The 14766-nt window shown below is 43.6% G+C and carries 15 protein-coding genes; 4 read left to right on the forward strand and 11 right to left on the reverse strand.

The window, feature by feature from the left end; genetic code table 11:
• Positions 1–2 precede the first annotated feature (2 nt).
• From etrA to ccoN, 9 genes are all read right to left on the reverse strand, one after another.
• The gene (gene etrA / locus L5M10_RS05355; protein ID WP_006081599.1) at positions 3–755 is read right to left on the reverse strand and encodes an electron transport transcriptional regulator EtrA; all 753 of its coding nucleotides are present in this window, start codon (positions 753–755) and stop codon (positions 3–5) included.
• Positions 756–810: 55 nt separating this feature from the next.
• The gene (locus L5M10_RS05360; protein WP_168827705.1) at positions 811–1503 is read right to left on the reverse strand and encodes a sulfite exporter TauE/SafE family protein; all 693 of its coding nucleotides are present in this window, start codon (positions 1501–1503) and stop codon (positions 811–813) included.
• Positions 1500–1748 (reverse strand): cbb3-type cytochrome oxidase assembly protein CcoS, encoded by a 249-nt coding sequence (ccoS, locus tag L5M10_RS05365; RefSeq protein ID WP_263161149.1) that lies wholly within the window; start codon positions 1746–1748, stop codon positions 1500–1502. The genes L5M10_RS05360 and ccoS overlap by 4 nt, the downstream gene beginning before the upstream one ends.
• A gap of 38 nt (positions 1749–1786) precedes the next feature.
• Positions 1787–4186 (reverse strand): heavy metal translocating P-type ATPase, encoded by a 2400-nt coding sequence (locus L5M10_RS05370; protein WP_263161152.1) that lies wholly within the window; start codon positions 4184–4186, stop codon positions 1787–1789.
• A gap of 22 nt (positions 4187–4208) precedes the next feature.
• On the reverse strand, positions 4209–4688 hold the full coding sequence (locus L5M10_RS05375) for a FixH family protein (protein ID WP_028759968.1): 480 nt from the start codon (positions 4686–4688) through the stop codon (positions 4209–4211).
• Positions 4689–4798: 110 nt separating this feature from the next.
• Positions 4799–5767 carry a cytochrome-c oxidase, cbb3-type subunit III gene (gene ccoP, locus L5M10_RS05380; protein WP_263161156.1) on the reverse strand — a complete coding sequence of 323 codons (969 nt, stop codon included), beginning with the start codon at positions 5765–5767 and terminating at the stop codon, positions 4799–4801.
• The gene (locus L5M10_RS05385; RefSeq protein WP_028759966.1) at positions 5767–5943 is read right to left on the reverse strand and encodes a CcoQ/FixQ family Cbb3-type cytochrome c oxidase assembly chaperone; all 177 of its coding nucleotides are present in this window, start codon (positions 5941–5943) and stop codon (positions 5767–5769) included. The genes ccoP and L5M10_RS05385 overlap by 1 nt, the downstream gene beginning before the upstream one ends.
• A gap of 11 nt (positions 5944–5954) precedes the next feature.
• Complete coding sequence (gene ccoO, locus L5M10_RS05390; protein ID WP_028759965.1) at positions 5955–6581, reverse strand: cytochrome-c oxidase, cbb3-type subunit II; 627 nt, start codon at positions 6579–6581, stop codon at positions 5955–5957.
• Between the two features lie 13 nt (positions 6582–6594).
• Positions 6595–8031: a cytochrome-c oxidase, cbb3-type subunit I gene (gene ccoN / locus L5M10_RS05395; RefSeq protein ID WP_028759964.1), complete on the reverse strand. Its 1437-nt coding sequence runs from the start codon at positions 8029–8031 to the stop codon at positions 6595–6597.
• A 224-nt stretch (positions 8032–8255) separates the two neighbouring features.
• On the opposite strand from ccoN, the gene L5M10_RS05400 reads away from it, so the two are divergent.
• Positions 8256–8741 (forward strand): hypothetical protein, encoded by a 486-nt coding sequence (locus L5M10_RS05400; protein ID WP_206766122.1) that lies wholly within the window; start codon positions 8256–8258, stop codon positions 8739–8741.
• 60 nt (positions 8742–8801) lie between these two features.
• Here L5M10_RS05400 and L5M10_RS05405 read toward each other — a convergent pair whose 3' ends face one another.
• Positions 8802–10373, reverse strand: a complete 1572-nt coding sequence (locus L5M10_RS05405) for a DUF3369 domain-containing protein (RefSeq protein ID WP_113940482.1) — start codon at positions 10371–10373, stop codon at positions 8802–8804.
• Positions 10374–10553: 180 nt separating this feature from the next.
• Here L5M10_RS05405 and L5M10_RS05410 point away from each other — a divergent pair, with 180 nt between their 5' ends.
• The gene (locus L5M10_RS05410; RefSeq protein ID WP_263161160.1) at positions 10554–10772 is read left to right on the forward strand and encodes a hypothetical protein; all 219 of its coding nucleotides are present in this window, start codon (positions 10554–10556) and stop codon (positions 10770–10772) included.
• Positions 10773–10833: 61 nt separating this feature from the next.
• Positions 10834–12129 (forward strand): tyrosine-type recombinase/integrase, encoded by a 1296-nt coding sequence (locus L5M10_RS05415; RefSeq protein WP_263254974.1) that lies wholly within the window; start codon positions 10834–10836, stop codon positions 12127–12129.
• 889 nt (positions 12130–13018) lie between these two features.
• Here L5M10_RS05415 and L5M10_RS05420 read toward each other — a convergent pair.
• Positions 13019–13498 carry a helix-turn-helix domain-containing protein gene (locus L5M10_RS05420; RefSeq protein WP_263149278.1) on the reverse strand — a complete coding sequence of 160 codons (480 nt, stop codon included), beginning with the start codon at positions 13496–13498 and terminating at the stop codon, positions 13019–13021.
• A gap of 148 nt (positions 13499–13646) precedes the next feature.
• On the opposite strand from L5M10_RS05420, the gene L5M10_RS05425 reads away from it, so the two are divergent.
• Positions 13647–14765, forward strand: coding sequence for a phage/plasmid replication protein, II/X family (locus tag L5M10_RS05425; RefSeq protein ID WP_263254975.1), 1119 nt, complete (start codon positions 13647–13649; stop codon positions 14763–14765).
• The last annotated feature ends 1 nt before the right edge of the window (position 14766 follow it).

A 14766-nucleotide genomic window follows, 5' to 3' on the forward strand; every position in this document is an offset into this window, starting at 1 on the left:
GACTATCTCGCGATGCGAGAATTACCCGCTAACAGATTTAGCTCTTGCGAGTCGAGGATAGTGATGTACTTACCCTTAACCTCAATCAAGCCTGACTTTTGGAAGCGTCCAAGTAAGCGGCTGATGGTTTCAACGGTTAAACCGAGATAATTGCCAATGTCACCGCGGGTCATGGTTAAACGAAATTCTTTAGGTGAGAAACCACGACTGCCGAAACGATTTGCTAAATTGCTGATAAACGCTGCTAGACGTTCTTCGGCATTTTTCTTACTGAGCAGCAGGATCATTTCTTGATCGCTCATGATCTCATTACTCATTAGACGCATGATCTGCTGACGTAACTTAGGCATAGTGCCCGAAAGTTCATCGAGGATATTAAAGGGGATTTCACAAACCATAGAGGTTTCGAGGGCCTGTGCAAAACTCTGATGTAACTGAGCGTGAATACCATCAAAACCAATCACATCACCCGCAAGATGGAAGCCAGTTATCTGCTCATCACCTTGCTCGGTAATAGTGTAACTTTTGATGGTGCCAGAGCGGATCGCAAACAGGGATTTCAACGCATCTCCTGACTTAAAAATTTGCTCGCCTTTCTGGATTGGCTTTTTACGCTCAATAATATCATCGAGCTGATCTAGCTCACTTGCATTGAGGGTAAAAGGAATACAAAGGGTACCCATACTGCAATCGTGACAATGGATTGTGCATCCGCTAGCGGCAGGACGACGATTCTTATTTTGTTCAATTGTCATGTTGATTCTCAAGTTAATCCACTGCTGCCATGTTAAACCAATTCACGCACTTGGGCTAGTTTAGCTGCGCGAGTGCGATATATAAAGTTTGACCACCAAAGGCAATTAACAGTAAGCCGCTCAATAGTCTAACGGTTTTCTTTTGTACCCATGCAGCAAGGCGTTTTGCCGCCACGCCAGCACTTAATAGGGCGGGTAAAGTACCCAAGCCAAAGGCTAACATAATCAAGGCGCCTTGGCTGGCAGAGCCAGATGCAACCGACCAAGTTAAGGTGCTATAGACGAGGCCGCAGGGGAGCCAGCCCCAAATGAATCCCGCCATGACTGCTTGGCTCGGATTCTTGATTGGAACAAGGCGCTGCGCTAGCGGTTTTAAATATTGCCATAGCCATTGACCTACACGCTCAATTTGCACTATTCCAACCCAAATTTTAGCGATGTAAAGTCCTGTTGCGATCATCATCAGTCCGGCAATCATGCGCAGGACAATCAGATAAATATCCAGCTCAAATAAGCGACCAAGACCTGCCGACGATGCGCCCACTAAGCCGCCCGCTAAGGTATAACTTAAAATACGGCCTAAATTGTAACTCAGTAAATATTTAAGCTGATGGGCCAGCTGGTTACCTATTTTAGGATGAGGGATTTGGGCGGAAAAAGCGCCCACTAAACCGCCACACATACCAAAACAATGTGCTGCTCCCATCAAGCCGACGAGAAAGGCACCGGTGACATTGTACTCAATCACAAAAGCATGCCTTTTTGCTGATTTTTTATTGCTTGCTGCGCTACGACGTCATCTTTTTCTGCTGTTGACTGAATGGCGGGGGTAGCTAGATGGCCTGGTTTATCAGTATTTTCATCAAACAATATAGAAACACTTTGACGGTCAAGATCATCAAATTGCTCAGATTTCACTGCCCAAAAAAATACCATTACCGCGATGGCGACGAAGATCATGGCAATGGGGATAAGCACATAAATAATTTCCATAATGACCTCTTACTATCTGGTTAAACGTTTTATTGTGATCACACTTTTACCCGTAATAATCTCAGGCTATTACCGACCACAATCAAAGAACTCGCCGACATGCCAATCGCGGCAATATAAGGTGCCACATGACCAGTGACGGCTAAAGGCAAGATAAGGGCGTTGTAACCCAGCGCCCAAGCTAAATTTTGTTTAATAATTTGCGTGGTCAGTTTAGCGACCGCGACAGCTTGGGTGAAACGGGATAGATGATCGCCCAGTAAAATCAAATCGGCACTGTTTTTGGCAATCGCACTGCCACTGCCCATGGCGACCGACAAATCAGCCCCCGCAAGTACAGGCGCATCATTGATGCCATCGCCAAACATCGCCACGCGAGTATGCTGTTGTAATTTCGTTACTAGGGCAAGTTTACCCGCGGGCGTTAATCCGCTGTGCACATCTTCAATTCCCAGCTCTTTGGCCAGTTGATGCACATGTCCGGAGCTATCGCCGCTAGCGATACTGATGCGACAACCTTGTTGCTTTAATATTTCAATCGTGGCCTTACTGTCTTGACGAATATTGTCTTGGATCTCAAAGCTGGCAAGCACTTCAAGCTGCTCATTGGCTGAGCGTGCTAACCAAATCTTTTGGGTTGGGTCCTGAGTATCGATACGTGCACCAGTAAATACAGCATTACCAATTAAATAGTCAGTCCCCTCGATACGGCCTCGAACACCAAAGCCGACTTCATGGTGAACTTGCTCCGCGACCAAGGTATTATCGGCAAATAGGGCAAATGCAGCCGCAATCGGATGGCGAGAGCCCGTTTCCAGCGCCGCTGCAATGGCTAAGGCCTGCGTCTTTGTTAAATCGGCCATGCACTGCGTTTGCCCGATAGAGAGCGTACCACAGGTAAGGGTGCCAGTTTTATCAAAGACCACATGTTTAATCTGCGGCAGTTTTTCAAATACGCCGGCTTTGCGGGTAATGATCCCAAGACGGGTAAAAATGGCGGTTGCACAGGTGACGGCGGTCGGTGTCGCTAGCGCTAAGGCACAAGGACAAGTGGCGACCAGAACCGATAACGTTACCCAAAAGGCATCCTCTGGGGAAATCTGTTGCCAAACCAAATAAGTCATCGTCGCGATTGTTAGAATCGTACCCGAGAAATAGCGGGATAATTTATCGGCTAATAGGGCTATCGCAGGTTTTGTATTGGATGCCAGCTCCTGCAGTCGAATAATTTCCGCCACGAGTTGGTCTTGCCCTAACGCGGTAACTTTAACTTTTATCGGTTGATCGACGTTGATAGTGCCAGCGTACACTTGCTGATCTTGCTGCTTTTCAATGGGCATTTGCTCACCAGTGAGCATAGCTTCATTGATGTTTGTGTGGCCTTCAATCACCACACCATCGGCCGCAACCATTTCCCCTGGTTTCACAAGGATCACATCATTGAGGCGTAACTTTTTGGCCGGAATTTCTTCTTGACCATTTTCGGTGACTAAGTGTGCAGTGAGCGGCACCAATTTATGTAAATTACTGGAGCTGACCGAGGCCTTTTGTCTTGCCTTTTGCTCGAAGTAACGCCCAAGTAACAAAAAGAAAGTAAACATGGATACGGATTCAAAATACACTTCGCCTGTGCCATTCACTGTGGCAAAACAGCTTGCGGTATAGGCACCACCAATGGCAATCGAAACAGACACATCCATATTGAGTTTGCCGCTGAGCAGGGTACGAATGGCGCTAAAATAGAAGGGTTGCGCCGAATAAAGCACCACAGGCGTTGCAAAAATCATGCTAACCCAGCGGAAATAGTCCCGATACTGCACGTCTAAATCGGTGAAGTAGCCAGTATAAAGGGCGAGGGCGAACATCATGACTTGCATAGTCGCAAAGCCAGCTAAGCCTAAACGCAGTAAAAATTTGCGACTATTGAGTTTATTGTTGAGCTCTTGTTCGTCAACTTGGTAGGGCGCGGCTTGATAGCCGATACGACTAATTTGTCCGAGAATATCGCTAAGTTTTACCTTGCGTTTATCCCAACTGATCATAGCGCGTTGGGTGGTTGAGTTGACTAGCACTTGGCTCACGCCCGCGAGTTGTTTGACTTTGTGTTCAATTAACCAAGCACAGGCGGCACAGGTGATACCATCGATGGAGAGTGACACTGATTCGACATTGTCCTCAGAATGCACAAAGTCTTGCTGCACTTCGGGCAAGTCATAGGCGCTAAATTGCGTTAATGCTTCGGGGACCAGGGCATTCTGTTTACTGCCAGGCTCAGTGCGGAACTTGTAATAACTGAGTAATCCCGCATCGACAATCGCTTGAGAAACCGCCTGGCAGCCAGGGCAACACATCAGTTCATCACGGTCATTAATGCGAGTCACAAACTGCTGGCCCGTCAGAACGGGCTCTTGGCAGTGAAAACAACTTGGATACGTCATAGCGCTACTTATTTAACCACAATCAATTTAGCCAAAGTTGGACGTGATCTTTTAATTCAACGCGTTGGTGAATTCGCCATTTACCGTCGTAGCTTTCGAGGCGAACTTCCCAAGGGCCGGTTAGGGTAGAAGGGATGGTAATGCGATACACATTACTGGCATCGGCCGTCGCAGTGAGTTTCATATCTCTGTCGGCAATGGTTGGATGATAGAACTCAACTTTCAAGGCAGCTTGATATGCAGGTCCCCCTTGCTGCGTCAGTAAAATCTCATTATTGGCTTGATCGAGTGAAAAATTCATGCCTATTTGTTTGGCATACTTCACTTTACTTAAGTCCATATTAATGGCTTTGCCATCTTTGTAGTAATCCTCGGCGACTAAAGAGTCCGAGTTCGTAAGGGCAATTTTTAGTGTGGTAAAACTTGCGACGACGGCACATAAAGGAAGAATAATTAGAAACCAAGGCCAGAACTGCTTATACCAGGCTTGTTGTTCGCTCATGTCAGATACCCATTCAAAAAATTTGCGCCATTTTACCGTTAAAAGACGGTTTTAGCACTTTAAAAAAAAGGCCTCGAAGTCTTCGAGGCCTTAGTGTTACTTATACCTAATTACTTGTTTGACAAGCTATAAACATAAGCTGTAATGACGTGAACTTTCTCTTCACCGAGAACGTCTTTCCATGCTGGCATCACACCTGCGCGACCATGTTTAATGGTCTCTTCGATCATGCCACGGCTACCGCCATATAACCAAACATCGTCAGTTAAGTTAGGAGCACCCATAAACTTGTTGCCTTTAGCGTCCATACCATGACACGCAAAACAACCTTTCATGAATGAGCCTTGACCTTGGGCTGCGAGTTTCTCGTCATGCTCACGACCAGACAATTTAACAACGTATTCAGCTAAACCAGCAATCTCGCTATCTTCGATTGGCAAACCACCTTTGGGTGGCATCATGCCATGACGACCTGCCATGATAGTGGTCTTAATCGTGGCTAATTCACCACCATATAACCAGTCACCATCGGTAAGATTAGGGAAGCCTTTGCTACCACGTGCATCAGAACCATGGCACTGAGCACAGTTTTGCAGGAACAAACGGCCACCCACTTTCAACGCTTCTTGGTTTTTCACTAATTCTTCTAGTGGTGTTGCCAAGTAAGCTGCGAAGATTGGGCCATATTTTTCATCAGCGTGTTTTACTTCTTGATCATACTGAACATAAAGACCTTCTTTTGCTGCTAGCTCAATCGCTGCAGCAGAATCGGCTTTAATGCCATGCTCTGTACCGATACTCTGGTTAGAACTCGTCCAGCCTAATAAGCCTTTGTAGTTACCTAAACCAGGAAATAGTGCCAAATAGATCAAGCCAAACACGATAGTGATATAGAACATATAACTCCACCATTTTGGCAGTGGGTTATTGAGTTCTTCAATACCGTCGAAACTGTGACCCATGGATTCGCCTTCTTTTATGTCAGTGGTGTTCTTAGAACACACACGCAGTAATAGAAAACAACCCGCGATCACGACTAACGAGAGTACAGTAATCCAAACACTCCAGAAGCTACTCATCACTTATTCTCTCCTGAGTCCTTCGATACCTTGTTGACTTCCTCATCGGAAAACACAAGGTTAGCTGCTTCATCAAATGATTTTTGACGACGCGAGCTATATGCCCAAGCAAATATACCGACGAAGGTCAGCATCACAATGATGGTTAAAATGCCTTGTAATGTGCCGTAATCCATATATTGCCTCCTTATTTGAGTGCGTGACCCAAAGACTGAAGATATGCAATCAAGGCGTCCATTTCTGTCTTACCTGCAACAGCTTGCTGTGCGCCTGCGATTTCTTCATCGGTATAAAGATCATTACCTTTGTAACCGCCTTTATGCAGGTTACGTAGGATAGTCATCTTGTCACCCGTTAGTTTGCCGTCTAACTTGTTTTCGGCTAACCATGGGAACCCTGGCATATTCGATTGAGGAACTACAGCACGAGGATCGATTAAGTGAACTTCATGCCATTTATCGCTATAACGACCGCCAACACGTGCAAGATCAGGACCCGTACGCTTAGAACCCCATTGGAATGGATGATCCCAAACTGATTCGCCCGCGACAGAGTAGTGACCATAACGCTCAGTTTCTGCACGTAAAGGACGGATCATCTGGCTGTGACAGTTATAACAACCTTCACGAACATAAATGTCACGACCTTCAATTTGCAGGGCAGTGTATGGCTTTAAACCTTCAACTGGCTCAGTCGTATCTTTTTGAAAAATCAACGGTGTGATTTCAACGAGACTACCGAAGCTGATAGCGATAACGGTAAAAATCGCTAACAAACCGATGTTTTTTTCAACTATCTCATGATTAAATTTCATCGAGTTTGCTCCTTTAAGCCGCTGTTGGTTCAGCCAATGCTGGCAATGAATCTTTAGAGGCTTTCACAGTACGGATCACGTTATATGCCATGATCAGCATACCGGTCAGGAAGAAACAACCGCCAAGGAAACGTACGAAGTAGAAAGGATAAGAAGCTTCCAGACTTTCAACAAAGCTATAAGTTAAAGTACCGTCAGCATTCACTGCGCGCCACATCAGACCTTGCATTACACCTGAAATCCACATAGAGACGATGTAAAGCACAGTACCAATAGTCGCTAACCAGAAATGGACGTTAATTAACTTGATACTGTACATACGGCCGTGACCGAACAATACAGGTATCAAGTGATACAGAGAACCGATTGACACCATTGCAACCCAGCCTAGCGCGCCGGAGTGAACGTGACCGATAGTCCAGTCTGTATAGTGTGATAATGCGTTAACTGTCTTAATTGCCATCATAGGGCCTTCAAAGGTAGACATACCGTAGAAAGACAGAGAAACAACTAAGAAACGTAACACAGGGTCAGTACGCAGTTTATGCCAAGCACCAGACAAGGTCATGATACCGTTAATCATACCGCCCCAAGAAGGTGCGAATAGGATCAGTGACATCACCATACCTAAAGACTGAGTCCAGTCAGGTAAAGCTGTGTAATGTAAGTGGTGAGGACCAGCCCAGATATACAGTGCGATCAGTGCCCAGAAGTGGACAATAGAAAGACGGTAAGAGTACACAGGACGACCTGCTTGCTTAGGTACGAAGTAATACATCATCCCCAAGAAGCCTGCGGTTAATAAGAAACCTACAGCGTTATGACCATACCACCACTGCACCATAGCATCGACAGCGCCGCTATACAGAGAGTATGACTTGAACAGACTGACTGGTACTGCCATAGAGTTAACTATGTGAAGTACGGCAACGGTAATAATAAAGGCACCAAAGAACCAGTTCGCCACATAAATATGCGAAGTTGTTCGTTTGATAATAGTACCGAAGAACACGATAGCGTAGGACACCCAAACGATAGTAATTGCGATATCGATAGGCCATTCTAATTCAGCGTATTCTTTTCCTTGGGTGAAACCCATTGGTAAAGAGATAGCTGCTGACAGAATGATGGCTTGCCATCCCCAAAACGTAAATGCGGCTAACTTAGGTGCAAATAGTCGGGTTTGACAGGTGCGTTGTACGACATAATAGGATGTTGCAAAAAGGGCTGATGTACCGAACGCGAAGATCACCGCATTGGTGTGTAATGGTCGCAAGCGACTATACGTTAACCAAGGAGTGTCAAAGTTCAGCTGAGGCCAGATTAACTGAGCCGCAATTAATACGCCGACTGACATACCAACAATACCCCACAAAACTGTGGTTAAGGCAAATTGGCGGACAATGGCGTAATTGTAATCAGCGCCTGTTGGCTGGGAATGGTTCATCATAATGCTTCCACTGCTTATTACTTTTACTTTTAGTAAAGACAAGCTTTACCTGTTATAAATGACATAAAACTCAGCCTCCCTATTAAGGTTGCTGAGTGATGTCAATGCGTTACCCTGCATATTTTTGCTCAAATATGAGGTTTCGCAATGATACTTGAGCCATATCAAAAAAGATACCAAAGAAGGGGTGTGGAAAGTTGATCTAGATCAACCTACGCCATAGAATGTTAACATATTGCATCATAAGGTTAATCTTTGTGCTAACTCGTCTGAGTCCCTATTTATTTATCGCATTATTTAGCTTCAATCTCACAGCTTGTAAGGAAGATGCAAAGCAAGTCACACTTAAAAGCAGTCTTGATCCTTCACTTTGCCAATTTTCTAAGGGGGATTGTGTTAAAAAAGTTGGGGATGTTGAGCTCACTTTTCGCTTGTCACCAGGGAGTGCACCAAGCGAAAAGCCATTGACATTACAGTTGTTATCTTCCATGCCAATTTCTAATGTGCAAATCCGCTTAGAAGGAAGAGACATGTTTATGGGCGTTATTCCTGTAAATGTGAAGCAAACTGACGAAATGACTTATATCGGTCAGTTAGTCTACGGTTCTTGTAGTAGTGGCTACATGGTTTGGCGTGGCTTTGTGAGTTTTAGCGTTAATGGTGAAACTAAAACGGCTGTTTTTGATTTTCTCGCAGATGACAATGGTTAGATATATCTTTGAAAGTGCCTGATATGGATTTCTAAACATCAAGACAATCAACTATACAGATTAGTGATCCTTCCAGTTTTCTTTTACTTTGACAAAAATATCTACATTTTCAATAAAGAGCTGTAATAAGTGAGGATCAAAGTGTGTTGCCGCCCCTTTACGCATTTCAGCTAAAACCTCTTCTAAAGGCCAAGCTGTTTTATAGCAGCGGGCATGGGAAAGGGCATCAAACACATCTGCGATTGCCACAATCCGCGAGAAAATGTGAATTTCGTCTTGTTTTAGATTTGCAGGATAACCAGAACCATCATATTTTTCATGATGTTGCAGTGCAATAATTGATGCGGCCTTTAGTATTGGTCGCTCAGAATTTGCAAGAATTTGATGGCCAATCATAGGGTGCTGACGCATAACTTTCCATTCTTCGTCATCTAATTTGCCGGGTTTAAGTAGGACAGCATCGGGGATCGCAATTTTACCTATGTCATGCATTGGTGAGGCACGGCGTAGTAAATCGGCTTCGTATTCACTTAAACCGGCTAGTAATGCTAATTGAGAACAATACTCCGCCATACGTTTCACATGATTGGCAGCTTCTTTCGAGCGGCTTTCAACAACATCACCTAAACGTAAAATAAGCTCTGATTGTGTATCTTCCACCTCCTGATTGAGCAGCAAATTTTCAAAAGCTATGCCCACGTTGATGGCAAAAATATCAATGAGTTTCTTATCAAGATCATCAATTCTATCAATACCATCCATATAAAGTAGATTGATTAAACCGCCTTTGGTGGGAAAGTAACCGATAAAGCAATTGTCTTCATAAAGGCACCGCTGTTGGGTGAGCGCACTGCGCAGTAGACGATCAATATGTTCAGGTAGTTGCGTAATGTGGGATTTATTAGCAAATTGGCCAGTACCAGCAAGGATTTCTATATTGACAGGTTCAACATGACCACTAATCGCATCAATTGCATTACAAGTCAGCAGTAGCGTTTCTGAATCGAGATTAAGTAGAGTGGCCACTTGAGTCAGTAGCCCATCGGCGAATTTATGCAGGGTGCGCAGTTCAAATAATCCTGAGGTAGCTTCTAGTACTCTTTCTAAGCCCTTACGATGATTTATTTGGGTGCGCCTTGCTTGCTCGATTTCCATGATATCGCGATAAGAGCGAAGGGCTGAGTAGACGCTGGTCATCAGTTTACGGGAATCCAGTTCAGCTTTTGCTTTGTAATCATTGATATCGTAATTGACGATAACGTCTTCTTCAGGTGCTTGCCCTGGCTGGCCTGTACGTAAGATCAATCGAGTGGTTTTATTCAATAATTCTTCACGGATCCACTTTACTAGTTCTAACCCTGCATGGTCACTTTCCATGACAACATCAATAAAGGCAATGGCGATGTCATGTTCTTGATTGAGTAATTCTTTTGCTTGTTCGGCACTATAAGCATTGATAAAGGTGAGGGCACGGCCATCAAGTTTAAAGCGGGAGAGGGCAAGCTTAGTGACGGTATGAACATCAGGTTCATCATCGACCACTAATACCTTCCAAGGAATACCAGACTCTGTTGTCTCGGTAGACTTTTTACCGGAAAAAAGAGGGTTTTTCTTTGCAAGATCAATCAGCATCCGATACCTCATTCAAGTAAAAATAATGATCACATAATCAGTGTAGTAGACACATTTCAAAGCGGTGCAAAATCTTGCATAAAATAACGAGGTGAGTGGCAATCCTTAAATTACATTGTTGATAACAATTCTCATTTGTGTATTCTATTACTATCAAACAATGATAGGGAGGGAAAGGGCATGACGAATCGAATTAACTTATCAATTTCAGCGCATAAATTGGCACAGCTGATACATGATGGACACATCTGCGCATCTGACTTCACGTGCTTAGATAGCCAATCGAAACAGCAAGTGTGGCAGCTATGCTTGATCTGTTGCAAAAAGCGTATTACTTGTCAGCAATGTTCATTTTCAAGTTGCGCTAAAAATCTGATATATCTTGATGCCGATAAATAACATTATCGGCATTTGCGTTTAAGTATTATCATACAAGAAACTCTTATAATTCAGATGTAATATGCAACTTCCTCCAGTAATCCCGCTATTTGACTCATTTGAATTCATACAAGTTGGCAATAGTGTTGTTAACCAATATATCACCCAAATCAGCATGAAAAAGGTGGCTGATGCGGGCTTAGTGATCGAACACGCCAGTGATTGGTTGTTTGAGCAAAAGCATAACGAAAACAACTATAAAGCCTATCGCAGCGAGCTCACTACGTTTCTGCATTGGTGTTTTGATGTGGTTTCAATGTCGCCCATTGAAGTCACACGCAAAGACATGAGCCATTACGTTGATTACTGCCAAGCGCCGCCGATAGCACTGATTGGCTATTTTAATGTGCCGCAGTTCAAGTTTGATAAAATGCATGATGAACGGGTTCCAAACCCGCAATGGCGGCCATTTGTAGGTAAAAAACGACTCGGACAAATCCAGCCTTATGCGTTAAGCGACAATGCGTTAAAAACAAAAATGGCCATCTTGTCTTCGTTTTATTCGTATCTGACAAGTGAAGAATATTGTGAGCGGAATCCTGCTCAAATCTGGCTTAATCACAGTCGATTTGCAGCAAATAGGCAATATCAGCGTCAAAGTCATGAAGATGAAAATAGTCTCGCATTCACTGAATTACAGTGGTCATATATTATGACGACCGTTACTGGACTTGCAGAAGAATTTCCTGAGTTACATCAAAGAAGTTTATTCCTCGTTACATTGATTTATTGCTGTTATTTACGCATTTCAGATGTGTCTGCACGTGCAGGTTATTCGCCGGTGATGAACCAGTTTAAGCGTAATCAGCAAACGGGCATCTGGAGTTTTCATATTCCGTTGAGTAAAGGTGGTAAAAGACGCAGTGTTGCGATTTCAAAAGCCTTGCTCGATGCGTTAGTCAAATATCGTCAGTTTTTAGGATTAACGGATTATCCTGGACCAAACGAAAATCATCCTTTGTTTGTACGGCACAAAGCTGCTGGACGCGGTCGAGATGTTGGTATCCTCAATGCCAATCTTGGTATTCGTCATGTCCGCGATGAAATTCAAAAAATAATTAATCTGGCTGCAGAACGTATAGAAATCGATGGCTTTACACAAGATGCGGCGCAGATGCGCAAACTTACTGCCCACAATATTCGTCACACTGGCATTACGCACGATATCAACATTAACCGCAGACCGTTATCCCATGTACAAGCCGATGCTGGTCACGAAAGTATCGACACTACATCGCAATATTTGCACACAAGCCAAATTGAACGTCATGAAAGTGCATTTAACAAACCAATCGATCATTTGAAAGGTATAGAGTGATTCCATACAAARCTGCGCACAATGTGATCTCACGTTATGTAAAACTGCTTTTTTTTGTAGCATCCGGACATAAAAAAACAGCCCTGAAAGGGCTGAGTTTTGCATAACTTGGATTGTGCGAAGTTATTTTTTTGAATTAATAATCAATGCAATATTGAGTCTCTCAATTTAACTCAACAATGAGATTAAACAGTTTAACTTCACTTTTTTTCCGTTGAATGTCAACTGCTTACGAAAAAAAACGATGTTTACCTTTTTTAGATTTGGTGCAATACATCGCCAATATATGTGTTCTATATACTTCTATCAAGGATTTTATAGAGATACGCCTCCAACTATAGAGGAGGCCAATAGATGACATTCGATTTAAAATTTGTTTTACACATCGATGAAAAATGCCTAAGTCTGTTGCTATACATCTACAGCATCATGTAACGGGATTGTTAAGGGACGTGTCCCTTAATGCCAAGCGCTCTTAATAGGGCGCTTTTTAGCCCGCCTATTATCCCCGCTAGACTCTTTTCTTTAGCTGCTGACTTGCAGCGCGTTTACCGTCAAACGGTCGTAGACAAAACCAACTCACAGCACTCAAAAGTGCAGTACTGTAATACTGCACTTTTGTACCATTGGTGGTACTTTTCGAAGGGGATTAAGCGAGAACTTGGAAAGGGGCCCGCCATAGCGGGAAAGGCCCCAAGTGACAGCGAAAGCCCCTGAGTCCACATACTTTAACAGTGGACTCTAGTACCAATATGGTACTTTTTGATAGCTTGCAACTCGTCCTTGTTGCAGCGTGGAGGAAGGGGGAGGCAAGCGAAGCGCCCCCGACCGAAACAGACTTTTTAGGTTTGGGTTCCTGTTACACCCAAACTAACTCCGGACATCCGGACTACAGCAAACCTATTTCACGGTTTATTTTGTTCTCAATCTTAGTTTCTTCTTCTGCAACATAAACCTCACTAGGAGGCAGTTTTTGCAAATCATCAGAACCAAAACCATGGCTATCTTTAAGTGCCTTTTCTAAAGAGTTTAGGAATGATGTTTTCTCATCAATACACTCATAAAGAATTGAGGTGAATGTAACGTCATCTATTAATACTTTGATAGATGCTACTTTTTTCATAAATCCAATAGGGTCTATGCGTGTCTCACTAGCTATTTCTCCGCTACAAATTTCTTTTTCAGTAATCTTAAGAAGCTGACTTAGTTGGGTAACTTGGCTAGCTTTAGGTTCGGTTAAATCCCTTTCCCACTTGCTTACCGTTTGCACAGTCAGCCCTAACTGTTCAGCGATATCTTCTTGCTTGATATTTAGAGCAATCCGCCTGTCTTTTAGTACGCTACCAATACTCATGTTTAAGTTTTCCATGCTGACACCTACTTTAATATTAGTTTACACCCACTTTTGTTTGGCCTATTATCATGCAATATATTTGTGTGTGTTCACATAAACAAATGTTTAAGTGAAACATCTTGACAGGGTTTTTAGCGAATTGTTTTTCATCGACCGTTTATTCATGCAACAAGACTATCCAGAGGGCAATTTGCCGCTGGTCGGTCGGCATGTAATTGAACGGTTCGAGCTAGAAACGGGTGAGCATTTACCTCCATCAGTTAATCAGAAAATCCTCGAAGGTTCTTACAGCACCAAATTGACCATCCGGTGTGATGGGCAGCGGGTGAGGGTGGAAGGCAATCCGTCTCGCTGGCAACGCATGGATAACCTTTTTGGCTTGCAAACGCTTGATGAATGCGTGGCGATCTTTAATCACGTTTTAGCGCAATACGGTTTACCTCCGTTCACCAAAAATACCCAGATTTCATACCGCCAAACTCCAGACGGCAAAACCACTCAACTTGTTGGTAATGGTGCAGAGATTACCGCTATCGACTGGACGGTTAACCATCAAGTAGGCAAGGGCAAAGAGTCGTCATTTATCCGTGGTATGTCGTCAATGCAAATCGGTCGAGGTCGTAAACCCAAGCTTTATCCAGACGGCCACACTTGCAACTGGGGCGAAGGTTCTACATGGATAATGACCAAGCTTTATAACAAAGCTATTGAATTACAAAGACATCTTAATAAAGAACTCCGTAAAAAAGCCGGTGTTCCTATCGATAGACTTAACTACCTAGAAAACCTCATTAAATACTGTGAAACCACAGGTGTTGTACGCGAAGAACACAGCTTAAGGCAGGCCTTGCTAAAACGTCATACGTTGCAATTTTATGGCCGAGTCACCGAACAAGACTTTTACCCGCACCTAAAAGAGATCGAGACCGCTATGCAAACCATCCATATATCACATGATGAACATCAAACAATTGCAGACCAATTAATGACTTTAGGTGTAGTGAAAAGTCGCCAAGCTGCTAATGCAACTCAATGTTACGCATTGATGTGGCAACACGGAGCAGACCTAAGAACCACGCTTAAATCATCACAGTTTTATGAACATAAAGCGCGCMTTAAGGCTATCGGCATCGATATAGGTCAGCAGTTCGATGTGAGCCGTATGTGTCCAACACTAAAGCGTTCAGAAGTTATTGAAGTTAAACCGCTAATCGTCCCGCACTGGTATCAATTACCGATAGTTGCACAATCCAATATTTTACCGTTCAAAGCCTACGCATAGG

Source organism: Shewanella sp. SM32 (genome assembly GCF_025654235.1).
GTDB lineage: Bacteria > Pseudomonadota > Gammaproteobacteria > Enterobacterales > Shewanellaceae > Shewanella > Shewanella oncorhynchi.

Excerpts from the sequence above, each read along its gene's own strand:
- L5M10_RS05400 (WP_206766122.1), top strand. The coding sequence starts at position 8,256 with ATGTTAACATATTGCATCATAAGGTTAATCTTTGTGCTAACTCGTCTG.
- L5M10_RS05385 (WP_028759966.1), bottom strand. The coding sequence starts at position 5,943 with ATGGATTACGGCACATTACAAGGCATTTTAACCATCATTGTGATGCTG.
- ccoP (WP_263161156.1), bottom strand. The coding sequence starts at position 5,767 with ATGAGTAGCTTCTGGAGTGTTTGGATTACTGTACTCTCGTTAGTCGTG.
- L5M10_RS05410 (WP_263161160.1), top strand. The coding sequence starts at position 10,554 with ATGACGAATCGAATTAACTTATCAATTTCAGCGCATAAATTGGCACAG.
- L5M10_RS05375 (WP_028759968.1), bottom strand. The coding sequence starts at position 4,688 with ATGAGCGAACAACAAGCCTGGTATAAGCAGTTCTGGCCTTGGTTTCTA.
- L5M10_RS05420 (WP_263149278.1), bottom strand. The coding sequence starts at position 13,498 with ATGGAAAACTTAAACATGAGTATTGGTAGCGTACTAAAAGACAGGCGG.
- ccoS (WP_263161149.1), bottom strand. The coding sequence starts at position 1,748 with ATGGAAATTATTTATGTGCTTATCCCCATTGCCATGATCTTCGTCGCC.
- L5M10_RS05415 (WP_263254974.1), top strand. The coding sequence starts at position 10,834 with ATGCAACTTCCTCCAGTAATCCCGCTATTTGACTCATTTGAATTCATA.
- etrA (WP_006081599.1), bottom strand. The coding sequence starts at position 755 with ATGACAATTGAACAAAATAAGAATCGTCGTCCTGCCGCTAGCGGATGC.
- L5M10_RS05370 (WP_263161152.1), bottom strand. The coding sequence starts at position 4,186 with ATGACGTATCCAAGTTGTTTTCACTGCCAAGAGCCCGTTCTGACGGGC.
- ccoN (WP_028759964.1), bottom strand. The coding sequence starts at position 8,031 with ATGATGAACCATTCCCAGCCAACAGGCGCTGATTACAATTACGCCATT.
- L5M10_RS05405 (WP_113940482.1), bottom strand. The coding sequence starts at position 10,373 with ATGCTGATTGATCTTGCAAAGAAAAACCCTCTTTTTTCCGGTAAAAAG.
- ccoO (WP_028759965.1), bottom strand. The coding sequence starts at position 6,581 with ATGAAATTTAATCATGAGATAGTTGAAAAAAACATCGGTTTGTTAGCG.